Annotated in this window: 19 protein-coding genes, 1 tRNA gene and 1 pseudogene; 7 read left to right on the top strand and 14 right to left on the bottom strand. The window is 52.1% G+C overall.

Features of this window, described 5'->3' with window-relative positions; genetic code table 11:
* Window positions 1–231: 231 nt before the first annotated feature.
* Together C4S74_RS23080 and nagA are read right to left on the bottom strand one after the other, a co-directional pair.
* Window positions 232–3,606 (bottom strand): S-layer homology domain-containing protein, encoded by a 3,375-nt coding sequence (locus C4S74_RS23080; RefSeq protein ID WP_181024517.1) that lies wholly within the window; start codon window positions 3,604–3,606, stop codon window positions 232–234.
* A 149-nt stretch (window positions 3,607–3,755) separates the two neighbouring features.
* Window positions 3,756–4,492: pseudogene (gene nagA, locus C4S74_RS23075) on the bottom strand (N-acetylglucosamine-6-phosphate deacetylase); the annotation flags it as partial.
* Between the two features lie 234 nt (window positions 4,493–4,726).
* Between nagA and C4S74_RS23070 the strand changes: the two are divergent.
* A complete protein-coding gene (locus tag C4S74_RS23070; RefSeq protein ID WP_103997679.1) occupies window positions 4,727–6,628 on the top strand; it encodes a leucine-rich repeat domain-containing protein in 1,902 nt (633 codons plus the stop codon).
* Between the two features lie 220 nt (window positions 6,629–6,848).
* Here the strand turns inward: C4S74_RS23070 and C4S74_RS23065 are convergent, their stop codons facing one another.
* Window positions 6,849–9,473, bottom strand: coding sequence for an adenosylcobalamin-dependent ribonucleoside-diphosphate reductase (locus C4S74_RS23065; RefSeq protein WP_103997678.1), 2,625 nt, complete (start codon window positions 9,471–9,473; stop codon window positions 6,849–6,851).
* Window positions 9,474–10,012: 539 nt separating this feature from the next.
* Between C4S74_RS23065 and dat the strand changes: the two genes are divergently transcribed.
* Complete coding sequence (dat, locus tag C4S74_RS23060; protein WP_103997677.1) at window positions 10,013–10,852, top strand: D-amino-acid transaminase; 840 nt, start codon at window positions 10,013–10,015, stop codon at window positions 10,850–10,852.
* 260 nt (window positions 10,853–11,112) lie between these two features.
* Here the strand turns inward: dat and C4S74_RS23055 are convergent, their stop codons facing one another.
* Both C4S74_RS23055 and C4S74_RS23050 read right to left on the bottom strand, forming a co-directional pair.
* Window positions 11,113–11,931 carry an aminoglycoside N(3)-acetyltransferase gene (locus tag C4S74_RS23055; RefSeq protein WP_103997676.1) on the bottom strand — a complete coding sequence of 273 codons (819 nt, stop codon included), beginning with the start codon at window positions 11,929–11,931 and terminating at the stop codon, window positions 11,113–11,115.
* Window positions 11,932–11,960: 29 nt separating this feature from the next.
* Window positions 11,961–12,803 (bottom strand): biotin/lipoate A/B protein ligase family protein, encoded by an 843-nt coding sequence (locus C4S74_RS23050; protein ID WP_103997675.1) that lies wholly within the window; start codon window positions 12,801–12,803, stop codon window positions 11,961–11,963.
* Between the two features lie 338 nt (window positions 12,804–13,141).
* On the opposite strand from C4S74_RS23050, the gene C4S74_RS23045 reads away from it, so the two are divergent.
* From C4S74_RS23045 to C4S74_RS23035, 3 genes are all read left to right on the top strand, one after another.
* On the top strand, window positions 13,142–14,941 hold the full coding sequence (locus C4S74_RS23045; protein ID WP_103997674.1) for a DEAD/DEAH box helicase: 1,800 nt from the start codon (window positions 13,142–13,144) through the stop codon (window positions 14,939–14,941).
* Complete coding sequence (locus C4S74_RS23040) at window positions 14,922–16,352, top strand: YqhG family protein (RefSeq protein ID WP_103997673.1); 1,431 nt, start codon at window positions 14,922–14,924, stop codon at window positions 16,350–16,352. Before C4S74_RS23045 ends, C4S74_RS23040 begins: the two co-directional genes overlap by 20 nt.
* Before the next feature lie 115 nt (window positions 16,353–16,467).
* Window positions 16,468–17,553 carry a hypothetical protein gene (locus C4S74_RS23035; RefSeq protein ID WP_103997672.1) on the top strand — a complete coding sequence of 362 codons (1,086 nt, stop codon included), beginning with the start codon at window positions 16,468–16,470 and terminating at the stop codon, window positions 17,551–17,553.
* 153 nt (window positions 17,554–17,706) lie between these two features.
* Here the strand turns inward: C4S74_RS23035 and C4S74_RS23030 are convergent, their stop codons facing one another.
* The 6 genes from C4S74_RS23030 to C4S74_RS23000 all read right to left on the bottom strand — a co-directional run bounded on the left by C4S74_RS23030 (window position 17,707) and on the right by C4S74_RS23000 (window position 21,840).
* Window positions 17,707–17,907, bottom strand: coding sequence for a YqzE family protein (locus tag C4S74_RS23030; protein WP_103997671.1), 201 nt, complete (start codon window positions 17,905–17,907; stop codon window positions 17,707–17,709).
* Between the two features lie 341 nt (window positions 17,908–18,248).
* Complete coding sequence (locus tag C4S74_RS23025) at window positions 18,249–18,902, bottom strand: Bax inhibitor-1/YccA family protein (RefSeq protein ID WP_103997670.1); 654 nt, start codon at window positions 18,900–18,902, stop codon at window positions 18,249–18,251.
* A 167-nt stretch (window positions 18,903–19,069) separates the two neighbouring features.
* A tRNA-Leu gene (locus C4S74_RS23020) sits at window positions 19,070–19,153 on the bottom strand.
* A gap of 157 nt (window positions 19,154–19,310) precedes the next feature.
* The gene (locus tag C4S74_RS23015; protein WP_103997669.1) at window positions 19,311–19,997 is read right to left on the bottom strand and encodes a YidC/Oxa1 family membrane protein insertase; all 687 of its coding nucleotides are present in this window, start codon (window positions 19,995–19,997) and stop codon (window positions 19,311–19,313) included.
* A 654-nt stretch (window positions 19,998–20,651) separates the two neighbouring features.
* Window positions 20,652–21,587, bottom strand: a complete 936-nt coding sequence (locus C4S74_RS23005) for an adenosylcobinamide amidohydrolase (RefSeq protein ID WP_103997668.1) — start codon at window positions 21,585–21,587, stop codon at window positions 20,652–20,654.
* Window positions 21,588–21,591: 4 nt separating this feature from the next.
* Window positions 21,592–21,840, bottom strand: coding sequence for a hypothetical protein (locus C4S74_RS23000; protein WP_103997685.1), 249 nt, complete (start codon window positions 21,838–21,840; stop codon window positions 21,592–21,594).
* A 278-nt stretch (window positions 21,841–22,118) separates the two neighbouring features.
* On the opposite strand from C4S74_RS23000, the gene C4S74_RS22995 reads away from it, so the two are divergent.
* Complete coding sequence (locus C4S74_RS22995) at window positions 22,119–22,430, top strand: hypothetical protein (RefSeq protein ID WP_009674764.1); 312 nt, start codon at window positions 22,119–22,121, stop codon at window positions 22,428–22,430.
* A gap of 47 nt (window positions 22,431–22,477) precedes the next feature.
* Here the strand turns inward: C4S74_RS22995 and C4S74_RS22990 are convergent, their stop codons facing one another.
* Both C4S74_RS22990 and C4S74_RS22985 read right to left on the bottom strand, forming a co-directional pair.
* Window positions 22,478–22,804 (bottom strand): hypothetical protein, encoded by a 327-nt coding sequence (locus C4S74_RS22990; RefSeq protein WP_103997667.1) that lies wholly within the window; start codon window positions 22,802–22,804, stop codon window positions 22,478–22,480.
* Between the two features lie 99 nt (window positions 22,805–22,903).
* Window positions 22,904–23,476 carry a xanthine phosphoribosyltransferase gene (locus C4S74_RS22985; protein WP_103997666.1) on the bottom strand — a complete coding sequence of 191 codons (573 nt, stop codon included), beginning with the start codon at window positions 23,474–23,476 and terminating at the stop codon, window positions 22,904–22,906.
* Window positions 23,477–23,815: 339 nt separating this feature from the next.
* On the opposite strand from C4S74_RS22985, the gene C4S74_RS22980 reads away from it, so the two are divergent.
* Window positions 23,816–24,472 carry a hypothetical protein gene (locus C4S74_RS22980; protein WP_103997665.1) on the top strand — a complete coding sequence of 219 codons (657 nt, stop codon included), beginning with the start codon at window positions 23,816–23,818 and terminating at the stop codon, window positions 24,470–24,472.
* A 51-nt stretch (window positions 24,473–24,523) separates the two neighbouring features.
* On the opposite strand, the gene C4S74_RS22975 is transcribed toward C4S74_RS22980, so the two are convergent.
* Complete coding sequence (locus C4S74_RS22975; RefSeq protein WP_103997664.1) at window positions 24,524–25,135, bottom strand: DedA family protein; 612 nt, start codon at window positions 25,133–25,135, stop codon at window positions 24,524–24,526.
* Window positions 25,136–25,175 lie beyond the last annotated feature (40 nt).

Raw genomic sequence — 25,175 nt, 5'->3', positions numbered from 1 at the left:
GCGGCGTGTTTCGTTGTTGCCGGCAAGAAGTAACTTTACCAGCATTCAAAGCCTTTTGCAACAACCATTTTGTGGAAGGGGGCTCTAGCTTCAGCAGAGCTTTTGAATACCCCTTTTTCAACTGATTACAACCTCATTGGGTTGCTATTATAAGCACTGTCCTTGTTTAGATAAAAAAGGGCTTCCTTAGCGCCAGTAAATGCGCAAGGAAGCCTTGAATAACATTAAGCCTTATTTAAAGATAATACTAAAAGGATATACTTCCGCGGCTTTCTGTTTATATTTTACTCCGCTGATTACATATTTATCGAATTTAGATTTTACAGACGTATTGATGTCTATCTTAAGAAAGAGTCTACCCTGATAAATTTGAACGGAAGAATTAAAGGATTCTACCCCGATTCCGGTGATCTTTGCGTTTGACAAATCCAGATCGGATTGCATTGCCGGTGTTCCCGGGGTACCGTCGTCAAACCCCTCTTTCAATTCAACCAGTATGGAATCAAAGTTTGGATAAGGCTGAGAAAGAGAATATTCGTTTCTACTCGTTGTTTTTAATGCAACATATACATCGGAAGTCACGGAATTATACGGCTGAAAGCTGTGCACCGATAAATTTAAAGGCATCTGGATCGTTTGCTCGGCACGAGTTTTGGAACAGCCGACCTCATTGCACGCTTCGACCCCAAACGTATAGGTCTCACCCGCTTTTAATGCATCAATCATTAAACTGCTACCCGTATAGTCTGAAACACGGAGAGTCCCATTTTGATAAACATTAAAAGTAACTTCAGAGCCTGGGTGAGAAGACATCGACCAACTTAGATATACCTTATCGCTATAATTAATAGGCATTAGCTGCATAATGGAAACCGGATCTGGAACTGTAAAAATGAATACAGTTGGCGCCATATAAGTTTGAGCCGGCGCTATGCTGAACTCAGCAGTGCTTCCGGTTGAAAAGCCCGGCTTTGTTGCTGTAATGGTATAGCTGACATTAGGAGCAACATTAGTAAACTTATAATACCCTCGGCTATCAGTCTTGGCCGTTAAACCTGTACCTTCCAACGAAACGATAGTGTCTATAGAAGGGTAGGTTAAACGTTCGAGGACATATCCTTCTACTTTACCGGGTACATTCACGCCGGGTACCGGCACTTTTTGACCGCTGCCAGGTATAGTGCACCATTCAGCCGAGCACTCACTTGCTGCACTTCCCGTGAAAGTTACACCGGTTGGAGCGTTCTTATACGTGAGATTGTAATTGCTGCCGGCTTTCTGCGAATTTACACCAAGCAGTACCAAGTTCGGATACTGGGGGTACTGGGTTATTTTCAGAACTTGTAGTCCATTAGTAAATTGGTACCAGGAAGCTTCCTGGGTGGCAACGGCCGCGTCGAATTCCACAACCAGCAAATCCGGCTTCAGACCAGCAACTGATTTTACTGAAGCGTTAAACTGTTTTATTGTCATTTTGAAGCTCTTCGTCGCCGAAAAAGCTTTGTTAAAGAGCGTAGCGGTAAGCGTAATCTCCTTATCGCCTGCACCTGAAGCTGGTCTATTTAAATATGGACTCCACATGCTTAATGCATCCGGATCACTGGATGACCAAGAAATATGAGTATCGTTTACACTTTTAGCGGGCAAGGTTGGTCGTTCTGTGACATGATTAGACGAATCGCCCGGCACATACCCGATTGTTAAAGCAGTCAAGGCTTCGTTAAGTTCATATACAGTATCACGATTGAAATAGAAAGATTGGATACTAGCAAAGTCCTGCTCTTCAGCCCCATATTGTTTCGCTATTTGGATAGCTTTGTCCGTTTCTAATACTTTGGCCAAAAACTCAGAAAAATTGCCTGACGCGTCTATATACTCCTTCAAAGCTTTGTTCGCGTTCGCAATTGCCTTTTCTTTGACCTCGTTTGCTACGGCGGGATCAAGCTTAAATGAGCCACCGCCGCTCAGCTTGATTTTAGCAATAGATTCGGAAGAGCCGGTCAACGTCACGGACTGGCCTGAATTTATTTCGGACAAAATCGCTCCAGGGGCCATATTGACGGTTGTATCGGCAGCTGCAACAGTTAACTTCGTAAGTATGGTAGGCTGATTATTGCCTGCCGTAGGAGACTCGACGTAAATAGTTACTCCCGGAGAATGGACAGTTATTTCGCTGTCGATCTTTCCTTTGAAGCTCACTTTTTTACCGGAACCATCCAGCTTGATTTTGCCGAATCCGCCTTGCACGGAAGAGCCCTCTAATACGGCTTGAGTGGTCACTTCAGTTTGTGTGACTTGGGTTCCGTCGCCGGCTTCCACTCTTACGGGAAGTCCGTTGTTGTTTATCGCGTTTACTTTCAAAGTCTTTATGACAGCATTCCGCAGCTTAATGGAGTTCGCGCTTCCCGAACGTACTTCCAACTGCTCTGCATCAATATTGTTCAGGCTTACTTCGCCTGCAGGACCCGGATCCAGGATTAACGTCTGGACGCTTGTTTTACCGTTTGCCGGGCCGTATGTACCCGATGCCTGGACCGTAATAGCCCCTTGCGGTTTTCCGCTGGCAAGGAGCTGCTCGACTGTCGGCGCTATGCCGCCTGGAGCTCCGCCACCGCCAAAACCGCCGCCACCGCCGCCGCCAAACACGGGAGACGTACCGTCAACGGACTTGCCGCTGGGCTTACCTTTGTACGTTAATGTGTATTTCGTACCGGAATTTTGCGTCATTGTCGTGAGCACAACAACGGTTTTGCTGCCTGCCTTGAAATCCGCCGCTGTAACGAGAAGATCATGATCGAACTTGAAATCTTCCTTGTTCAGCTCCGTTAATGCCGAAGAAAATGTAACTTCAATTGTTGTGCTGCTCTGCGAAGTCAGCGACTGGATCTGCAGCTCCGGTTGAGTCACTTCGGGCTTGGAAGCCAATATTTCCTTAGCTTTGTTAACATAGGCTTGTTTGTTTGTTTTAAATTCATACGCCAGACGGGCTACAGCCTGACGGTCCGAATTGCTTTTGGGTTTGAAAATCAACCCACCGGAACCGTTATCGATCCCGTTGACAAAACCGATCTCATAAGCAAGGGAAACGGATGGTATCGCCCACTCGGCTGCCGTATCCAGATCGGCCAGCTTTGAAGCGGGACTCTTTGCAGAAACACTTTCAGCGAGCCCGAATGCCCGTACAAAGAAAACAACGAGCTCTTCACGCGTTACTTTGGCATCCGGAGAAAAAGTGCTTTCCGTCGTGCCCTGCGTAATGCCGGACGCTACAAGTGAACCTACGTAGCCGCTATACCAGCTAGAGGCATCTACATCGTGAAAAGAAGCCGACTTGGCCGGTTCTTCCTTCAATCCTAGAGCCAGAACAAGAATCTTGGCCAGTTCGGCGCGTGTTATAGGGTTTTCTGGCTTAAACGTTCCGTCCGGATATCCGGATAGGATTCCGTCCGAGATGAGACTCGTTATTTCTTTTTGGGCATATGAGCGCCCCAGGTCCGTTAGCTTTTCTGTAGATGCCGCCTGAACAAAGTTCGGCAACAGCACACCCAGAACCAGAACAGATAATGAAAACAAATTCATAAAACGGCGTAATCTTGCGAGTTTCATTTTACGGGTTCCCTCCGTCAGTATAATAAGTTTGTTGTATACGCCGTTTCTTGTTGCAGGTAGTTTTGGGTCTAAACGCATATAACGACCTTATTATACTAGGTCGATAGTATGAAATATAGAGTCAAAAGAAAATTTTGGAAAGTTACTTATTCGCTCATTTCCCCACCAATCATGATCCATACAACGTTATAATCCAAATCGAGCAGAACCAAATCCGCTTCGTACCCTTCGGCTAGGTCACCTTTGCGATCCAATCCCAAGATGCGCGCGGGAGTTCCGGACGCCATATGTACGGCATCTGTCAGTGGAATACCGGTTTCTACCGTATGCCGCAGCGCCTCGTTCATGGTCACCGTACTGGACGCAAGTGTTCCGTCCGAAAGCCGCGCCGTTCCCTCATGAACGGTTACCTGATGCCCGCCAAACGTATAAACGCCGTCGCCCATCCCCATCGCCTGGAGAGCGTCTGTGATCAGTACCATACCCTCGGGTCCTTTGATGCTGTGCATAAGACGCACAATGACTGGATGCAAATGAACCCCTTCCACGATGGCCTGCAGGTTGAATGCCCTTCTTCAAACGCGGCCACGACAAGTCCCGGGTCGCGGTGATGAATGGGCCGCATGCCGTTAAAACAGTAGGTCACGTGGCTGGCCCCGGCCGTAAAAGCCGCCTTAGCTTCCTCATAAGTAGCATCCGAATGGGCGACGGCGATAACAACCTCCTGCTCTTTTAAAAAGCGGAGGAGTTCCATCCCGCCCGGGAGCTCCGGTGCGATCGTCACCATTTTAATCAGGCCCTCGGCCTCACGGAAAATGGATTTCATTTCTTCTACATCGGGGTGCCGCAAAAACTTTTCGTTCTGCATTCCTTTTCTCCCAACCGGCTTTCTTCTATAGTATTAGCTAATCGCTGTTGTAATCGAACGAAGAAAACATGCATCGCTTCCTTCCGACGTTTTTATCTTTGATTATGCATGGGTTCATGATATAAGGCAGTTCTTGAAAATTTTTTAATTCTGACAGAAGGAGATAACCGAATACCAATAGAAACTAGATTACCGAGTGATCTGGCTGTTTGGTTCAATCATTAGGAAAATGAAACTAGGGGTTTATCTATGGGAGGGAATTATTTGAAAAAAGCTAGGTTTGTCTCTTGCTTATTAAGTATGGTGCTTTTATTGGTTTTAATTTTTCCGACAAAAATTTTTGCAGAATCTTCTGAAGTAGAGATCGAGGATTCCGCACTTGAAACCGTTATTAGAAGTGAACTTCATAAAAATGAAGGTCCCATAACATTAAGAGACATGGAGAACTTGAAAATAATTGGGCCCGCTGATTGGCAGGGCATTAAGACGCTAAATGGCTTAGAATACGCCAAAAATTTGGTGGAAATAAAATTAACTCAAAATAAAATCGAAAACATCAAGGCTTTAAGCGGATTAACAAAATTGAGAACGATTAACTTGCGGCAAAATCAAATCAGTGACATTCAGCCCCTCAGCAATCTTTCCTCTTTAGTTAATCTGGATGTCAGTCAGAACCATATTACAGACCTAAGCCCTCTTAGAAATTTAAGCAAATTAAAAGTACTTAACCTATCCGAAAATCAGCTGCAAAATATCGATCCTTTAGAGAAACTTGAAAACTTATCAGCGTTTGACGCTTATAAAAATCAAATTCAGGATCTATCTCCCATGCGTAATTTCAAAAATTTACTTTCTACTAACTTACAAGAAAATAGAATTTCGGATATCTCACCTTTAAGTACTCTGCCTAATCTTGATTTCATCGGCCTAAAATACAATCGGGTTAAAGATTTGAGTCCATTAAAAAAATCAATTCATTTGACTGGCCTCGAATTGACTGGAAATCCGGTTGAAGATTTAAGTATCCTTAACCATTTTCCTAAGCTTAATTTGTTAAGTATCGGTTCTCTTCGTATTTCCCATATAAACTTTCTTGAAAATCACCCGGATCTGAAATGGCTCCAGCTTGAAAACAATCAAATAACCGATATAAGCAGCCTTCAAAAACTCGCTAACTTACAGGAGATTGATCTTTCCAATAATGAGATTTCAGATCTCTCACCCCTGTCTCATGCAAACAAACTCGAGTTATTAAGAATTAATCAAAATCGGATTTCAAACATTAAACCTATCGCTCACTTACCAAAATTGTGGTTGTTATCGCTTAATGGCAACTCCATATCCGATCCGGAATCTTTGGGTAACTTACCTGAATTACGTTCACTTTATTTAGGTTCAAACGGAATTGCTTCGCTTCAATTTCTGAAAAACCTGCCTCCACTCGCTCTGCTCTCTCTGAGCGGAAACTTAATTAGTGACCTGCGTGGAATAGAGGCTCAGAACGGTATCTATCAACTTGATTTGAGCAATAACCAACTCACGGATCTTAGTCCGATTAAATCGCTGAAGATGTTAGATATCTTGTATTTGGATGGCAATTCTCTTTCAGATATATCCGCACTATCTCAATTAACTCCGAGAAAGATTTCATTAGTCAATAATCAAATCCAAGATATAAGTCATCTGGATCATCAAACGGAACTTCAGGAAATTTATTTGGCCAATAACCCGTTAAATGAAGGATCCATAAGTAAACTCAAAGATAGAGCTTTACGAGGAGCGGCGGTTTCATATGGTGAACGAATTTTTGTAAAAATAAATGAGGAAGCTCAAGACTATACACAAGAGGAAGCTCCGCAAAATATATCCGGTTCTGTCTATGTCCCCATGAGAAAAATCTTTGAAGCGCTAGGCGCTAGCGTAACTTGGGACAATAACACGAAAACGGTGACGGCTCAAAAATTGGATATTGCTTTAAAATTACAAATCGGATCGAATAAAGCCATAGTAAACGGTAAAGAAATACTACTTGAATCTTCGATACAGATGATAAATGGTTATACTTTCGTACCTGTAAGAATGGTAAGCGAGACATTTGAAGCAAAAGTAAATTGGGACTCCATCACAAAAACAGTGGATATCAGACAATAGTCTTAGAAAGATCAATAAAATTAAGAAAAATAGCAGTCTGAAGGTAAAAAAAAGAGTGATTGAGTATTAAACTCATACGCTCTTTTTTTAATTTTCCGAAGACACATATAAAAGCTAGGATATAGGCTTTAGAAAAGAAGAAAAGGCCTCAATTACGTCAATGGACGTTAATCGGGCCTTTGCCTCACAAAACATTCAATAATTTAATCTTTAAATACTCTTACGAGCAGCGGCTGTATCCGCAGTTCGTACAGTTCTTGCAGCCTTCGCTGTTCACGAGCGAGGCGGAGCCGCAGGACGGGCACAGGTCAAGCGAAGTCAGCCCGGCAGGCGCGGCAGCTGCGGAAGGCGCAGCATGGCCAAGAGCAGCAGGCTCTTCATGCAGGACCTCTTTCGTAGCCGTCACGTATGCCTCCGCTCCCGTTTCGCCGGCCATCGCCTCTTCGTGCATCTCAAGCGCTTTGGCGACCGCATCGGCAATGGACTCGACGCGGTTGGCGCCGAAGCCGATGGCACCGGAACCGCCGATGCCTTTGAGATGCTTGATCAGCAGGTTCACTTTGTTCCCGTGGTCGCCGTAGCGCAGGAACAAGGAGCAGACGCGGCCGAGTGCTTCCGCCATGGCGAAGACGTCGGAGCCCGCTTTTCCCACGTTCAGGAAAATCTCGCTCGGCGAGCCGTTCATGTCGTTGATCGTAATGTACGCCATACCGAACGGCGTGTTGATTTTATAGGTAGCGCCGCGCAAAATTTGCGGACGGCGTTTATATTCTTTATCGAAGACGTTGCCGGAAAGGGCATCGGTCTGCACGGCTGCCGGTTCCGCAGCAATTGCCACAGACGGAGGAGTCTCTATCGGCACTTCAGGAGCAGGAGCGGCCGCTTCGGTCTTCTTCTCATCCTTCTTGTCTTTGTCCGTACCCGTGCTGAGCACCTGAACGTCACGGCTGCCGTCGCGGTAGATGGTTACGCCCTTGCATCCCAGATCGAACGCAAGCTCGTACAGCCGCTCGGTTTCTTCGACCGTGAAATCGGCCGGACAGTTCGCCGTCTTGGAGATGGAGCTGTCCACCCAGCGCTGGATAGCGGCTTGAACGCGGATATGGTCCTCGGCGGACAACGTCATGGAGGTCACAAAATAATCCGGCAGGTCCTGATCCTTGTTCGCATCCTTCCATTCCTGTGCGATCGGCACGAACTGCTTGTCGTAGCCGAGGCGGCTTTGGCGGAAATATTCGAAGGCGAAATAAGGCTCGATACCGGTGGAAGTTCCCACCATCGTTCCCGTGCTTCCCGTCGGCGCCTGCGTTATAACGGTCACGTTGCGCATGCCGTTCTTGCGGACGGATTCCGTCACTTCCGGATAAACCTCGTCCATGTTTTTCATAAAACCGCTTTGCAGGAATTTCTCGGCGTCGAAGTGCTTGAATGAGCCCTTCTCGCCCGCAATTTCAGAGGAAGCCAGGTATGCTTCGCGTGCCATAAAACCGTAGATTTTATCCAGGAACTCGAGAGATTCCGGGCTGCCGTAACGGATGCGCAGCTTGATCATCAGCTCGGCCAGTCCCATCGTTCCGAGTCCGACACGGCGTTCGCCCTGCTGGTTCTCGCGGTTTTCCTCGAAGTGGTAAGGCGTCTTGTCGATGACGTTGTCCAGAAAACGGGTGGAATAACGGACGGTTTTGCCCAGCTCGTCCCAAGCGACATCGTCATTCTCCTCGTCGTAAAACTTGGAAAGGTTAACGGCGGACAAATTGCATACGCCCCAGGCCGGAAGCCCCTGCTCTCCGCAAGGATTGGTACAAATGATCGGGTTGAAGTACCAGCTGTTGGACATCTGATTGTAGTACTCCATAAACACGACGCCCGGCTCCGCGGAGCGCCAAGCGGATTCGATGATCGTATGCCAGACTTCGCGGGCTTTAACCGTACGGTACACTTTTACGGCTTTTCCGAGCTTTTTCCACTCATTGAGATCGCCGTTCCAAACTTCGTCGTATTCGGGATCCGTCGTATCCGGGAACACGAGATCCCAATCCAGGTCCTCTTTCACGGCTTTCATGAAGCCGTTGCTTACGCAAACGGAAAGATTCGCGTTCGTAATCTGGCCCATCGTCGATTTTACGGTAATAAAATCAAGCAGATCCGGATGCCAGTCGTTGATCATAAGCATCAGGGCACCGCGGCGGCTGCCGCCCTGCTCGATCAGACCGGTCGTATAGCTGAAAAGCCCTCCCCAAGATACGGAGCCGCTGGAAGAACCGTTCACGCCTTTGACGATCGCGCGGCGCGGACGCAGAGACGACAGGTTAATACCCACGCCGCCGCCGCGGGACATGATTTCCGTCATCTCGGACAAAGTCGCCATAATGCCGCCGCGGCTGTCATGCGGAGACGGAATGACATAGCAGTTGAACAGCGTCAGCTCGTCGCTGGCGTCCGCGCCTGCCGCGATACGGCCACCGGGAACAAGCTTCCAATCGTCGAGAATGTAACGGAATTTTTCCGTCCATTCCTTCTGTTTTTCCGGTGTCGCTTCTACGGAAGCCATCGCCTTGGCCAGGCGGTCCCACAGCTCATCCGGCGTTTTTTCTATATTAAGAGTCAATCTGTCGATGTTCGACTCGATCGTTTCACCGCTGCGCAGCTTAACGGTCACATTACGTCCATCGCGTGCCGTGATTTCCCCGACTTCCTTGGCCGGAAATTTCGGGTCATCCTTGGTCAGGACAAGCACCACGTCTCCGACTTTCGTATTGTTCGTGTCCGCATCTTTTAACGCGTAACGATCCAAAAAGATTTTCTCGCTTAAACCTTCCAAACTTTTCCGCTGCATCGTCTTCAAAACGGCAACACCCTCCCAAATCAATGTACCTGCACCCGGGAACCCGCACCACTGCGCGTAATTCGCGGTATGTACGTAAGCACTATATATAGTGTCCTTAAAAGATTATACAACACTAGATGTTGTGTTACGAATAAACTACGAATGAATTCAACGGGATAATAAAATCCATGAGCTTGTTTTCTCGCTTTTTCTTCGCCTTGCTCTTTATTTCGTTCGCGGTAGTTTTATAAAAATCGACATTTTTCGACAATTTGAAGCGTAAAAGGTACGAGTCACAGCGCTTAACCGATAACCCTTATGAACATGTGTTTCTGCCGGTTTTCGTGCATACTGGCCACCGGCTTGTTATTGTGTAAGGTATTCTTTCCCCTATATACTATAAACAGATCCGTCGAAAAAAGAAACGGACGTTCGCCAGTTGGGTAATTTTTCGTATTATCCGTACATAAGCTCAACCAACAGGCGACGACCCGGCCGCAACAGCACTTTGCGCATATTCTGGCTTTAGAAAGATGACTTAAAGGAGATCATACCCGATGATGCTTTTCGGAAATCAGCTTGTACCGGACGAAGAAGTCCGAATTTCTCCCCTGGACCGGGGTTATTACTTCGGGGATGGAGTCTACGAAGTTTTCCGTATTTACGAAGGACGGCTGTTTGAAGTTCAGGGGCATATGGAACGTTTCAGCCGCAGCATGGCGGAAGTCCGGATCGGCCTCCCTTATCCGCTTGAAGAGCTGGAGAATCTGCTGGACCGGCTTGTGGAGGCTTCCGGGATCCCCGAAGGAGTCGTTTATGTTCAGATCACCCGCGGCTCGGCGCCGCGTTCTCACCCGTTTCCGGCCGCGGCCGAGCCGGTCGTGACAGGCTGGTGCTCCCCGTTCTACCGCCCGCTGAAAGATCTCGAAAACGGGATTTCCGCCATCGTCCGGGAAGACATCCGCTGGCACCGCTGCGACATCAAATCGCTGAACCTGCTCCCTAACGTCCTGCTGAAGCAGGAGGCTCTTGACAGCGGGGCGGGAGAGGTGATTTTCAACCGCGGCGAAGTCATCACCGAAGCCAGCGCGTCCAACGTGATGATCGTCAAAGACGGTTCCGTGAAAACACATCCCGCCGATCATCATATCCTGCGGGGCGTCACCCGCACGCTCGTTCTCCGGCTCGCCGAAGGGCTGGGCATTGCTGTGCGCGAAGAAGCTTTCACGGCCGACGAACTCGCCGCGGCCGATGAAGTTTTCATCACGAGCACGGGCTCCGAAGTCATGCCGGTTGTGCTGCTGGACGGCTCGCCCGTCGGAGACGGCAGGCCCGGCCCCGTTACCAGACGGCTCCAGCAGGCCTTCGAAGCGACGATTCCCGCCGGAAGCCGCTGATACCTCCCGGACGGCAAAAGCCTCCAAACCACGCTCTCTAGCGGGTTTGGAGGCTTTTTTGCACGGTCGGGGGAAGCGGAGTACGGCGCATCCGCGCTAAGACCGTCGGTGCCGGCGTCGCTTTTGATGCACGTATCCCGACCTGCCGCCTTGGTGCGGGCGCCGCTCCCTGACTCCCGGCCCAGGCGCCGGTTCCAGCCAGGTAATCATGCAGCGCGAAAACCGGCGTCGCTCCGCTTTAAGCGGGCGCCGCCCTGGCGCTACCGGTTGAGGCTCATCCATGCGGCCGCGTAATCGACAAGCGGGCGCTGCGGCATTAAGGCCGCTTCAGCCGAGCCTACTCTGCCGCGGATGACCGGCGAGTGCCCGACTTCGAAATCCGCGCCCGCCCGCTCAAAATCGTCCGAGTCGATTCCGACGTCCGGAAATTCCACCCATCGGCGGATGCCATCTCTATCAAGAACAGGCGCCCCGTTCTTGATTTCCTTCTTGGAAGCATACGCCGCCCGGTATTCCGCCAGATGGATGGACGTGTTGGAGTCATGACCGACTCCCAGCAGCAGCACATGACCGTCCAGCTCGTACAGACGGGCAAGCGGCGACCCCTCTCCGAGCCCGTATGCCAGGGAATGGCCCCCGGTCAGCTTCTGCGCCTGCGGTCCGACCGCCGCAAACGAAACCTGGGGATGATTGCTGCGGATTACCCCCGGGTACGTTCTGAACGCTTCCGGCACCGCTCCCATAAAATACGTTCGGGTCTCCTCCGCTTTGTAGGCCGGCATCGTGCTGCGGATCACATCCCACCATTCCTGGGGCACGGGAGGATTGCTCCAAGCCGAAGGCTCCGACAAGTCGCCGCTGTGGGTCGGCATCATCAGCGTCCCCTCCCTGCCCAGTGCGTCACGAAGAGCCGCAATGACCGCCTGTGTGCCCCCGCACACCCAACCGAGTGAGCTAAGGGAGGAATGCACCAGGAGCGTCATCCCCTCCTTCACACCGAGTCTGCGCAAATCCTCCGCGAGGCTTTCCGCCGTATGCGGGCGCTTCCCTGTCCGTTCTATAATCGTATCAATCGACATCGCACACTCACCTCATTCCGAAATTGCCGCTACCGCTTCAAATTCCATTCATCAGTGCTGTATTTATCGCGCGCCAGCTCTTCCGCAAGCTCCAGCTCGTACGGAGTCAACGCTCCGTCTTCAAGCTCAATGCCCATGCCTTCGGCCACGCCGGCACGGAATGCGGTCTCCACGTCTCCGAGCGTTACCGGGGCAAGCTCCGCAGTCCGGAGCAGATCGTTGATTGCTACCGCTTTTTGCACAAAGCTCTGCTTCATCCGCTCCGCAATCCGCTCGTTGGAGAAAAGCAGCAGGCCGAACAACTGCTCGACGTCCAGTTCCAGCAAAATGGAACCGTGCTGAAGCACGACATTCTTCTGCCGCACCTGCGCGCTTCCCGCGACTTTGCGGCCTTCCACCACAAGCTCGTACCACGAAGGAGAATCGAAGCAGGCCGCCGAGCCGAGCGATTCGTATTTGCGCTTCTCCTCTTCGGTTGCCAGATTGACCATCTCGGCCGCCAGCCCCAGCTTGCGGAAACCGAGCAGCAGTCCTTCGCTGAGAACACGGTATGCTTCCGTTACGCTCGTCGGGATTCCCGGGTAGCGCTCCGAAACGATGATGCTGTAGGTAAGCTCGGCATCGTGAAGCACCGCCCGTCCGCCCGTCGGACGGCGTACGAATCCGAGACCTTGGCCGGCGACTTTGTCCAGATCGATCTCCTTCCGCGCTTTCTGAAAATAACCGATGGAGAGCGCTGCCGGCCCCCAGCCGTAAAAACGAACCGTAGGCGGGACCCTGCCTTCGCTGTGGGCGATAAGAATCGCTTCGTCAATCGCCATATTTTCAGCCGCCGTCCGGTTGCCCGTATGCATATACCGCCATGTTGTCATGTTCCTCTTCCCTTCTTATCAAAAACGGCAGGCACGGAAAACCGCCCCGTCCGTGTTGGTTATGAATGCCCGATCATTTCTTTATCATAGCACAGGAGCTCTCCCGATTACATTCGATAGAGCTTCGGTTGAAGTTATATACGGCCCATAAAACCGCGGAAGTCCCGGAAATACGCAGCCGTTATGAAACCTCCTTCTTTGGATCATACTAGTTACAAAGTTGCACACCGGCTGCGCCGGATCGCTATTATTTTTAAGCAGCAAATGCACGAGAGGGCACAGGGGACATATGAAGCGCCCCGGATAAGGCCCATTTTCGAGAAGGAGGCAGAGCCTAGATGAACAACCAGACAACGGAGCACATCCGCCCTATTCATGAAGGGCTGAACATGCACACGGATCGGGAATGGTTTCTGGACTGGGAGTCGCGTGTCGTCCGCAACGGCCCCTGGGATAACTGGACCTTGTACCAGCTCGCTTACGAGGCGGAAAAATCCAACCTGATCCACTCCTTCGACGAGCTCCTGTGCCTGAAACATGTGAACGGGGTCGAACCCATGACCCATCAGATCGAAACGGCCAAGAAAGTGCTGTACGACATGCGCGGACGGGCCATTCTGGCCGACGAAGTCGGACTGGGCAAGACGATCGAAGCCGGGCTCATTTTAAAAGAATACATGATCCGCGGTCTTGTCCGCAAAGCGCTCATTCTGGTTCCCGCTTCGCTTGTCCTGCAGTGGGTCCGTGAGCTCAATCAGAAATTCGGGATCGCGGCAGCCGCCCAGAAAAAATCGTATATGTGGCAGACGTGCGACGTGATTGTCGCCTCCATGGATACCGCCAAGCGTGATCCGCACCGGGAAATCGTACTCGGTCTGGACTACGACATGCTTATCGTGGATGAAGCCCATAAGCTGAAAAACAAAAAGACGACCAACTATCAGTTCGTCGGAGAGCTCCGGAAAAAATATTGTCTCCTGCTGACCGCCACGCCCGTACAGAACGATCTTAAAGAACTGTACAATCTGATTAACCTTCTGAAGCCGGGACAGCTCGGGGCTCACACGAATTTTCAGGCTAACTTTGTTATGGCCAAAAGGATGCCGAAAAACGAAGGCGTTCTCCAGCAGGAGCTATCCAAAATTATGATCCGCAACAGGCGCGGGGACGGAAATGTCGAGTTCAAGAAACGGATCGTGAAAAACATTACGCTCACGCTTTCTCCCGAGGAGCAGGCGCTTTACGACGGCGTCACGGATTTTATCCGCAGCCAGTATGAACAAAATCAAGGCCAGACGAGCAATACGCTGGCGCTTATCACCCTTCAAAGGGAGGTGTGCAGCTCCCGTGACGCGGTTTTTATCACCCTGGTCAACATGTTCAAAAAAACGGAAGAAAACTCTCCGGTCCGGGCCAAAATATGGGAGCTGGTCGAAAGAATCCGCAGCATTCAGGCAAACACGAAAGCCGAAACCGTTCTGAATCTCATCCGGGATATCAATGACAAAGTGATTATTTTTACCGAGTACCGGGCGTCTCAGGAATATTTGCTGAACTATTTAAGAGAAAACAAAATCACGGCCGTGCCTTATCGCGGGGGAATGAACCGGGGCAAAAAAGACTGGATGATGGACCTGTTCCGCACCCGTGTACAGGTGCTTGTCGCTACAGAAGCGGGCGGCGAAGGAATTAATCTTCAATTCTGTCATCACATGATCAATTTCGATCTGCCCTGGAATCCCATGCGGGTAGAACAGCGGATCGGGCGGGTACACCGGCTTGGTCAGACGGACGACGTAAAAATTTACAACCTTTCTACCCGCAATACGATCGAAGAGCATATTCTGAACCTGCTGCACGAAAAAATCAATATGTTCGAGCTGGTCATCGGCGAACTCGATTCGATTCTGGAACGGCTGGAGAAAAAAACGACCTCGCTGGAAAGCTCGCTCTTCAAAATGATGATGGAATCGCGTTCCGATGAAGAAATGCGCCGGCAGATCGACCGGCTTGGCGATTCGCTGTCCGGTATCCGTGAGGAGCTGGAGCCCGAAAACGAAAGGAAAGCCAAAATCGGTTCCATACTCAGCGCCATCGGGCAGAATGTCGGGGTGAACCATGAATACCGCCCAGGTTGAACGCTTTGTCATGCGGTTTCTGGAAGCGTACAACTGCCGCATTATCGAAAAAACGAAGCACGCCGTCATCGTGAACCTTTCTCCGGAGGCGGATAAAGAACTTACCGGCCGCTCCTACTATTGGAGCTTCGTCGAGCGCACCGGAGTCGAACCCGAAACGATGACCTACCGTTTCGTGTTCGATCCGGAAGGGGACGCGGCAGCCGCGGCGGCGTCCCGGCCCGTACCGGCCGGGCCCTGGAACGGGCAGCCGGGGACCTCTCCCGTGCCCGGGGCCCTGCAGGGACGGACAGACACCGCCGCCGTGCCTGGAGCTGAGGCCGGCAGATCGGCAGCTTCGGCCGGGGCAGGGGCCCACGCAGGCGTCTCTGCAAGCTCGGCCGGATCGGGCACTGCGGCTGACCTTGCGCCAGGGACGACGGAGCACCCGGCTTCCGCCGGCGCCTCTCTCCCCGCCGCAGGCAGCACGGGCGGCGGAGCTTTGAACGCCGGAGGGGCCGCTTCCGCCGGTACCGTCGGCGCGATTAGCCCCGGTGGAGCCGCTCCAGCCGGTTCTCGCGTTGGCGTCAGCTCGGGAGTGTCCGCTCCCGCCAGTGCGGGGAGCGCCGTAAACGCAGGCGGTCCCCTCCCAGCCGGCGTCGTTTTAAGCCCAGCGCAGGGCGCGGCCGGCCCGGGGACTTCCGCCGGTGCCGGTCCTGCCGTCAGCGGGGGAAGCCCGCCCGAAGCGATCCGCTCCGCGGACAGCATTCTCGGGCGGTACTTCGGCACGGCCCCCGCTCCGCCGATCGGCCGTGTCCCCCGCGACGAGGTTACTTACGGCAGCCGCCGCCTGCAGCAGCTCTTCGCGACCGCCTTGAACAACGGGCGGTTTACCCGGCTGTTCGAGGCTCCGCCGCAGGCCGCCGGCAGCTCTCTGCCGGCCCGCTCCGCTCCCCTCACCTACTGCACCTGGATGAATGTGAACTACAAGGTGGAGTATGCCTGCGATATGAAACGCAGTGAGGTTCACTCCCTGGCCATTCAAATGACGACGGGAGAAATACGCGAAGAGTTTCATCCTTCCATGCTGACAAGAAAGCTCGCGCCGAAACTGCCCGCCAACATTCATCTGCTCGGCGATAACTTGACCCTGTCGAGAGCCGCCTCGATCCTGGAAGATTACCTGGAGCAGAAAATCCGCCGCACCGACCACCGCTGGGCGGACCGCGCCAATCAGGTGCTGGCCGAAGAGCATCAGCTCGTCCGCTTGTATTACGAAGGAATGCTTATGGCAGCCGAACCGGAAGCCCGGGAAGAGCTGGAGACCCGCTATGCGGCCCGGCAGGCGGAAGTAGACTGGCAGTACCGGCCGAGAGTGCACGTATCCGTCATCAATTGCGGATTATTTCATTTAAGGGCGGACGAAAGGTGAAGATGCGACGAAAGTCGCTAAAAGTTCCTACGGGCCCGCCTACACGTTTTAACAAACTTTTTATAAAGTTTGCTTTACACTAGATTTATAGAATGAACGGCAGGCAGGTGAACAAATGAACCGCAAAGCTCTATGGACGGCAGCGCTTCTGGCGCTTGTTGTCTGGCTATCTGCCTGGCCCCCTTCGTTCACGCAGGGCGAATCCCTCTTCACAGCTGAAGCCGGAGAAGTCTTTGACAGCTTGGAAACACGAAGCGAGCCGCAAACCGGACAAGCCTATTTGGACAAGAGGTACACGGTCCTTCCCGGAAGCAGGCCAGCCGAAGTTCTGGCGGACGTTTCGTCCGATAAGCGGCCGGAGAGTGCCGCCGCTGCATCAAACGCAAACTCCGATAATGTGCTGAACGAACACATTGTCCGCTGGATCGACAGACTTGCCTCACAAAAGGGCTTCGAATCCTGGAGCCGCGCCCAATGGACAGTCGCTCCTCTCGGACCGGGCACGCACGGCTGGATCGTCCCGCTGACGGACAACGGACTTGAAGCAGGCTATCTGATCGTTTCCGCCGCCGAAAACGGCACCCTGCAGCTTATCGAATACGGAACGGGCGAACATCCCCTGTTCAGTACCCGGACGCTGTACCGAACCTTGGTGCAGCATGCCATCATACCTTCATCCATGTCTTATAAAACTTGGCTGGACACTGCGGAAACAAGGCTGCGCCGTTTTTATACGGATGCCTTCCATGCCGTCTGGACCGTTCCTGCCGGGAACAATCGTATTCTCGTTGATGCCAAAACCGGCGAAATCCGGACCTTCCGGAATTATTCGCCCGGGAATGCTTCAAGTTTGCTCAGGCTGCATGGCGCAGCCGTTGAACATACACCCGGAACGCCGCTTGAGGTTCCGCCGTACGATCCTTATGAACAGATCAGCTGGCTGACCCGTAACGCGCTCCCTATCCGTTCGTATGAAGAATTGACTCCTTACCTTGCGGCCGGCAAGTCACTGACCTTCGTCTGTGAATGCTTCGAGGGCAGACTTACGCTGCCCCTATCCGTAACGGGCGCGCTGCGCTGGACAGGCGGTGCCGCTTTTATTGCCTTCGAGCAGGAAGGCAGGCGTTTTGTACTGCTCGACGCCGCGGTTTCGCTCGGAAAGTTTTACCCGACTGACGGTATCTCCTCCTCTTTCCCATAGAAAAGCTTCCCCGGGTCCCGGAACGGTTTACCGTTTCCTTCAGGAACCTGAGGAAGCTTCTTTTTTGACACCTTGTATGAATGCTCACTTTCCCGGCAGCAGCACAGGCGGATTCACATCGCCTTCTTGTTTCAAAAAAAACGGGCAGAGCACTCAGTCTCTGTTCCGGCGTTTTACGGCCTTTACGAGCATAGAGACAGAGAGGGGAATCATTCCGAACCAGTGGACCGACCAGCTTTCTCTGGTTTCTTTGTGCCGGACACGCGCTTCCTTGCGTACTTGTCTTGGAGTTTCTATATAGTGAACCACCTGCTCCGTTATATATTTCACGAGTTCTTCTCCGCCTTTTGCCATTGTCAGTCTCCCTTCCCGCATAAGAAATGCGATTCTTTAGGCTTAGTATTTCCCCGACTGCCTTTCCGTAAAACCCGCCACGCGCCCATTTCCGGACAGGACTTCTTGCAACTCCTTCTCCCCGATGATCCAGGCAGCCATCCAGGCGGATCTCGAACACCGTAAGAAATACGGACACTTTGTCCAGGGAGGAACAAAACGGACATCGCCAGCAAGCGTGAAACCGCCTGCCGGAAAGCCAACGACACACATCGGGACCGCTGGGAAACGGCACAAAAAAACCGGCTAACGCTCCCAGAGCGTCAGCCGGTTTTTGTCTATATGCTGTAATCCGTACGGCTTCAATCGCGGCTGATGCCGACAATCGAAGCGATAAAACGCAGAATATACAGGAACAGGTTAATGAAGTCGAGATACAGATTCAGTGCGGCGAGGGGTACTTCTTCCGCTGCAACGCCTTCACGGTATTGAGCGACATCATACAGCACCCAGCCGCTGAAGATCAAAATTCCGCCGACGGACAACAGCAGATTCAAGGTCGAACCGAAATTGACGAACAGGGAGAGCACGCCCATCAGCACAAGACCGATCGTAGCGGCGAACAGGAAACCTCCCAGGAAGCTAAAGTCCTTCTCGGAACGGGCCGCGTACCAGGCAAGTCCTCCGAATATGACGGCCGTGGCCAGAAAAGCGCCGGACACGAGGTTGGCACCGATCAGCGAACCGTACGACATAATGACCGGATACATGGTTACGCCCGAAATGGCCGTAAAGGTGTACAAGAACCCGTAACCGATGTTTTTGCCGCGCATACGAACGACAATGGCCGCTACGATCATGACGAGCTCAACGACAATAAACAGCGGGACGATCGAGGGCGGGACAATCATCGCGCCCGCCAGCATGCCTACGAACGAGATCAGCAGAGAAAGCGCAAATGTCCGCAAGATGTGTGACAAAGATCCTTGGTGGGAATACGTCATCGTTCTTTCCAAATTACAACACTCCTTTTCAATTACTACCCATTTTCCACTTATTTATAAATCGTTATACGAAAAAGGCCGGGCAACCGTTTCATTTTAAAGAAGGTTTTTTTCTTAAAAAAACAAAAAAGCCACCTGCTCCGGTTGACCGGTAGCCAGTGGCTTTCCTGTATTGCTGATGCGGTCGAGAGGACTCGAACCTCCACGGCTGTTACACCACTAGAACCTGAATCTAGCGCGTCTGCCAATTCCGCCACGACCGCGTGCTTTGTAAGAACGAGATTAAATATATCATGCCCCAAAACGTTTGTCAAACAAATTATTAATCTTTTTTTGAGAAGAACCAACCCGATACATTTTGGCCAAAATAAAGAAAAGGAAAGCCTCTTCGAGGTTCTCCTTTTCTTCATCAGCTACTTGCTAATCGTTTACCGGTTCCGGGGCCGGAATTCCTTTATGAAGAAGTTTCTGACCGAAGGAAGAGCGGAAAAACAACCGTTCCAGTAAAGTTATGACACCGCTTCCCGCCCAGTAAAGAACGAGGGCGGCCGGAGAGCGCCACATCACCGCTAATGAAACGACCGTGATGACAAGCGGCATTCCCGCCTTGAGCAGCGCTGGCTGGGATGCCGCCTGATCCGGAACGAGGCTGATCAGCATCCCGAGCCATCCGATTATCCCGTACAGTACGGGAAGCGCGTAGGACGGATCGGGAACGCCCAGCATCTGCATCCACGGAATCAGCATGGTGGTCATTTGGGCGCCATGCTGGGAAAAATACGGGTAAAGGCTCATGAAGACGGGCATTTGGATAAGCCCTGCCGCAAAAGCAAGCCCAGGCTTGATGCCATAGCGGGAATACAGCCGGAGCATCTCCTCGCCCAGTTTGCCGGATTGGTCCGCATACCGCTCACGGAGCTCCCGGATAGCCGGCTGCATTCGAATTTGTCTCACCTGCTGCCGGGCACTGAGCAAATTTAAACGGAATAAGAGACTGCGCACAAGCAGGGCAAGCAGCAGGATCGCCAGCCCCCAATCAGTCGTAAAGGCGGCTAAAGCGTTTAGAATAAGGTCCAATAAAGATATGAAAGGTTGTAAAAGTGACATGAAGGATTCCTCCCGTTTTTTGATAGCGGCCATACCGGCAGTAACTTGCAACGCTAAAACGGGAGGAATCCGGTTCACCGGAATGATGATCGCTCCGGGCAGGGATTTTCCGCCGGGTCCTAAAAAATCCGAATCCGATCGGCCGGATGAGTACCGGCGTACCGCTCTTATCCGAAGAGAACTGCGGGACGGGAAATTCCACGGCTTTGAGAGGGGTCAGCGAAATCCATTCGCCCAGCCACCAGCAGGTAAACCCGAGTGCCAGAAACAGCACCGGGATATCCAAACTCCATTCCACGGCAATCCCCCTCTCTTTTCTTTATGATACGGCCGGAGTGTTCAGCGGTTTCAGAAGAATCGGCATCCTTACCGAAAAGAGTTTAAACTTGCTTGTTTACGCTTACTTCATGCTTATTCCGGAGTTTTTTCTAACATGATAGGGACAAAAAGAAACAGCGCGATCCTAAGGAAAGGATGCGCTGTGCTGATGCGGGGACGTATCATTATGTTCGTTTCTTATCGTTGCGTGTCGGTGAACCGCCGCGTCGGGCGGACTGATAGGCGAGTTAAGATCTGCGGCCCGCCACGTCATGAGACACCGGAACGCAAGCCGTGAGCCGCAAGCCGTGATCGGTGCGCCCCGGCATCCAAACCTTACGGAAGCGCCAGAGCCTTCTTGTAAGCCAAGCCGGACTGCATGGCGGCTTCATAAACGGACCGGCCGATCATATGGCCGAGGTAAGTGGCCGTTCCCGCGTAGCGGTGGACCCGGCCTTTCTGCGTGGCTGCGATCAGCACGGCGTCCGTCGTCGTGCCCGTCGCCCCGCTGCCGTCCTCCAGCGCTACGCCGAGGTCCTGCAGAGCCGCCGCCTTCGCTTCGGTGGCGGTTATGACGGCGTTGACCATAGCCTCATCGGTCAACTCGCCTTCCACGGCCACGATAATATTAATCGTGCCGGGAAACAGCGCCGAAGCCGGAAGCCCGCGTCCGGCCCGCGCCATGTTGGAATAGCCGACGGTCACCCAGGCGCTGACGGCTATTCCGGTGTCCGCCGCGATAGCGGCCGCCGATTCCGCGGCACCTTTGCCTGCGCCGGCCGGAAGCCCGGCTCCTCCGGTCACCAGGGTTCCCGGCCTTGCGTCAGGCGCACCGGAGAGGCGGTGCGCTTTCCGGGCTTCGGCGGGAGCATCCGGCTTACCTTCGGACGTACCGCAAGAATCGAACCCGGTTACGCCGGCTGTTACCGTCACGGGAACAGGATCGTCCATTCGAAGATGACTTTCGCCGAGGCCGCTCATATGCACGGAAGTAAGCAGGCAGGCCGTTTCCTCGCTGTTCAGACCGACCGTCCCCAGAAATTCGTTCATCTCAGTGACCGGATTGCCGCAGGCATACGTTTTATCTACCTTGCGGTTGATGATTGTACGGTGGTAACCGAACCCCCCGCCCCAAGGCGCGGAGCTTAACGTCCTTAGAGGCGAAAGAGACTCCAGCAGAAGATAGCTTCCCGCTTCGCCTCCGTTTACGCCTGCGGTTATTCCTGCGGCCGGTCGGCTTTCGGAGTAGATGAGTGATTTTGGAGTGTTCAACGGATCAGGCCTCCTCACCCTCATTAGTTTCCCGGGGCAGCGTATACTCGGCGGGACGACTTTCCGTATAAGGCTGATAAACATACTTTCTATCCAGTTGAACCAGCTTCCGGCTGCGTTTGCGAATGGCAACGGACGACTCGTTCCATGCCACCACATAGCCTCGTATATCGTTGCGCGGATCCGCGTCCCTGACAATTCTAAGCAGGGTTCCGTCAATCCGGTATCGGTCTAACTGCTCGTCGCTGATCATGACAAGCCCTCCTTTGCTCCAAAAAATTTCCTGGGCAATTGTATCTTCGGCCCGCTCGCCCGCAAAAGGCAAAGCCAGCATCCCTACTAGCATACACAAAACCCGGCGGCAAGCCAAGAAGCCTGTAGAACGGATGGAACCGCCTGATTCATTTTTTTCGGGCACCGGGTAATAAAATCTGCAGACTGCGTGGTTTTAGAAGCCGGCTAGTTGGGCAATCCTTTTAAAATGAAGGGATAAAACCTGCGGTCAGGCTTATATGAAGGGAGCGAAGAGCGATGGACGGCAAAAAAACATTTTACGTCAGCGTAGGTTCCAAACAAATCGTCGACGAAGCGGACGAGATCAACTTCGATTTCGAAATTAAGGCAACGGATGAGGAAATCGACAAACTGGCCGAGCTTTTCGAGGTTATAGACGAGTCGGACGAGCAGACGCATTTCCGGGCTCTCCTGCCTTTTAAGGAATATCACAAGGATAAAGAAAACGACGCCTACGACTATGATCTCAAGCAGATTTATCAGACGCTTTACAATTTGGGGACGGAAGAAACCCGCAAACATATCGAAGAAATGAATGTGTTGAATTAAAAAAAGACCTGCCGGCTTCCCGGCAGGTCTTGCTTATGAGGAACACGTCAGCCGACGTGTTCTTTGGAATCCGTATTTTCAAACCAGCAATCCAATACTTTGCTCGACATGACGCGTTTCTTGATATAATCGACCTGCTGAACCGTAAACTGGGATTCCCACGGAACGGAAAGTTCCATAAAGAATTTGACCACCGTAAGAAGTTCAGACCATGCCACGTATCGTTTATACCAGAAAAATTGAGGGTGTTCAATCATATACGGGTACAAATCATCAAACTCGGTGTGTTTGCAGTCTAGGGCGCGTTCGAAATGGTTCTTCGCTTCGGACAGCTTCTCCAGCAAATATTCGGCTGGAATTTGCTCATTTCCCATAGCGATCCCTCCTCTCCAGTTACCTTCCTCTATTATATCGAATTTACCCCTTCCAGGAAAGCATTGAAGCAGAATGAAAATGTTTTCATAAAATAACGGTCAATCTGCGAACACAATATGTCCTTGTTCGAGGGAAGTTATCGTTACGAGAGACTCCGTACGGATCCCCTGTTCACGGATCGCCCGGCCTCCGGCTTGAAACGCCTTCTCTACCGCGATCCCGACTCCGACCAGTTCAGCTCCCGAGCGCTCCACAATCCGGATCAGCCCCCTGGCCGCATCGCCGTTGGCGATAATGTCGTCTATGATTAAAATCCGGTCGTTTGCGGTTATATATTGGGAAGAAACCATAATATCCGTCACGATTCCTTTGGTGAAGGACGGTACACGTTCACAATAAGTATCCTCGCCCATAGTCACCGACTTTTTGCGTCTGGCGAAAATAAACGGGATGCCCAGCTCGCTTGCGACGGCAAAAGAAAGCGGGATTCCGGACGACTCGACAGTCAGCACTTTGGTAGGCGAGCTTTCTACAAAGCGCCGTGCGAATTCCTTGCCCATTTCCTTAATCAATGCAGGATCGACTTGATGATTCAAGATGGCATCCAATTTAACGACTTGGTCGGAAACGACGCTTCCGGCTTCTAAGATACGTTGTTTCAACAGTTCCATAGCTTCTCCTCCACCTTTGAATATGTGTTAACGTACCACAAGCCAAACATAGGTTTCAAGTCCCATTTTACGCCTTAGGCCCTTTCTCCCGGAACTTTTCGGCCCTTTGACCAGTCTGTATAAATAGGAGGGCGTCCTCATTCTTCCTACCGCCGGTAAAGCGAGAAAAGCCGGCTTAAAACGTGCAAGGCAGATTATGGTGGCGTTACAACGACTCCAGTCTCCACTATCACCTCATCCAAGCCAATATGAAATTTGAACGATTCGTCCCTAGGGCGTATGATAAGGAATGTCGCTCCGCGTCCGAAACCGGTGCGGCAGAAGAAAGGAACGATTGCAATGAAGAACAAACTCCGCAGAGCAGCGATGATCGGTCTTCTGATCTCCGTTCTGCCGGCGGCGGCAGGCTGTGAAGCTGTACATACGTATTGGGGGAAAGAACCTGCCGGTCCCTCCGCAAATCAGGCGGAATCTGAAGAAAACGCCAAGCCTTCTCCTTCCGGTGCAGTCGGGCAGACGCCGGCTCCCGATCGTTCGGCTGCGGTTTCTTCCAACGAAAATACGGAAGGGCCGGTCAAAGCCAAGCCAGTGGTTACTCCGGAAAACACCTACCGTGCCAACAACCCGGCCTTGATGGGCGTTACGCTGGGAACGACCAAAGACGAGGTTCTGAACCTCTTCGGAAAAGCGCAAAACATGTTCGTCATGGATGAAGATCCGCAGTCCGTCACGGTATACGAGTACGGGTCCTTTTCCGTCGGTTTCAATGTGTTCGACCGCCTCGAATTCGTCCAGATTCAATCGGCCGATATCGATCCGGGGCTGGGCGGGCTTCGTCTCGGACAAACCGTCGATGATGCCGCGAGCGTTCTGGGCAAGCCCGACAACCGCACGGATTACGTGCTGACCTATAAAGCCCGCAACACCGTATTGAAGCTGGATCTTGATCCCGAAAGCCATACGATCCAATCGATCAAATTGTTCCCGGCCAGCTAAGCGCCGGTGCAAGAACAGTTAAAAACCCGCAGCCCTAAGGCTGGCGGGTTTTTAACTGTTCTTTTTTCTTTTTCTGCGGATGAGATAGTAAATAAGAAAACCGACTGCCGCGGCAACGGCGAGCCATAAGATACAGATGCCGAGATACGAGTGAATCCCGTGAAGCACCGCTTCAAAGTTGGCCCCGATAAAATGTCCGAGCGAAAGAAACGTACAGCACCACAGCAGAGCGCCCGATCCGGCAAAAAGCAGGTAGCGCCAGAGGGTAATCCCGCTGACTCCCGCCAGATAACAGGTAAAATGCCGGAGCCCCGGGACGAAATAGCCGAAAAAGACGGCCCACATGCCGTATTTCTGAAACCACAGCTCCGTACGGGTGATCCGCTCCTGCTTGATGCGCACCCACCTTCCGATTTTGTAAAGGAAGGGCTTGCCGAGCCGGAGTCCGACCGTATAGGAAATCAGCATCCCCGTCATCGTCCCCAGGTAGGAGACGATAAGCGAATGCGTAAAATTCAACGGACCGGTGTCCATCGTGAGCGAGCCGACGAACGTCATCAGCGTCTCGTCGGGAATCGGCAGGCCGACTATGCCGGCGGCAAGCAGAGCGTAAAGAGCCGTATACCCGTAATTGGAAATCAGCTCAAAGATCGTTTCTTTCACTACATAACACTCCTAACGGGGTTGTTCCTGCGCGTTTCTT

It is taken from the genome of Paenibacillus sp. UNC499MF (assembly GCF_900107975.1).
Lineage (GTDB): Bacteria > Bacillota > Bacilli > Paenibacillales > NBRC-103111 > Paenibacillus_F.
This window is presented reverse-complemented; position numbering and strand designations above follow the sequence as displayed.

Coding starts and splice junctions, on each gene's coding strand:
- C4S74_RS23035 (WP_103997672.1), top strand. CDS start 16,468: ATGAACCGCAAAGCTCTATGGACGGCAGCGCTTCTGGCGCTTGTTGTC.
- C4S74_RS23030 (WP_103997671.1), bottom strand. CDS start 17,907: ATGGCAAAAGGCGGAGAAGAACTCGTGAAATATATAACGGAGCAGGTG.
- C4S74_RS22995 (WP_009674764.1), top strand. CDS start 22,119: ATGGACGGCAAAAAAACATTTTACGTCAGCGTAGGTTCCAAACAAATC.
- C4S74_RS23055 (WP_103997676.1), bottom strand. CDS start 11,931: ATGTCGATTGATACGATTATAGAACGGACAGGGAAGCGCCCGCATACG.
- C4S74_RS23080 (WP_181024517.1), bottom strand. CDS start 3,606: ATGAAACTCGCAAGATTACGCCGTTTTATGAATTTGTTTTCATTATCT.
- C4S74_RS22990 (WP_103997667.1), bottom strand. CDS start 22,804: ATGGGAAATGAGCAAATTCCAGCCGAATATTTGCTGGAGAAGCTGTCC.
- C4S74_RS23000 (WP_103997685.1), bottom strand. CDS start 21,840: ATGATCAGCGACGAGCAGTTAGACCGATACCGGATTGACGGAACCCTG.
- dat (WP_103997677.1), top strand. CDS start 10,013: ATGATGCTTTTCGGAAATCAGCTTGTACCGGACGAAGAAGTCCGAATT.
- C4S74_RS22985 (WP_103997666.1), bottom strand. CDS start 23,476: ATGGAACTGTTGAAACAACGTATCTTAGAAGCCGGAAGCGTCGTTTCC.
- C4S74_RS22980 (WP_103997665.1), top strand. CDS start 23,816: ATGAAGAACAAACTCCGCAGAGCAGCGATGATCGGTCTTCTGATCTCC.
- C4S74_RS23045 (WP_103997674.1), top strand. CDS start 13,142: ATGAACAACCAGACAACGGAGCACATCCGCCCTATTCATGAAGGGCTG.
- C4S74_RS23040 (WP_103997673.1), top strand. CDS start 14,922: ATGAATACCGCCCAGGTTGAACGCTTTGTCATGCGGTTTCTGGAAGCG.
- C4S74_RS23050 (WP_103997675.1), bottom strand. CDS start 12,803: ATGACAACATGGCGGTATATGCATACGGGCAACCGGACGGCGGCTGAA.
- C4S74_RS23015 (WP_103997669.1), bottom strand. CDS start 19,997: ATGTCACTTTTACAACCTTTCATATCTTTATTGGACCTTATTCTAAAC.
- C4S74_RS23070 (WP_103997679.1), top strand. CDS start 4,727: ATGGGAGGGAATTATTTGAAAAAAGCTAGGTTTGTCTCTTGCTTATTA.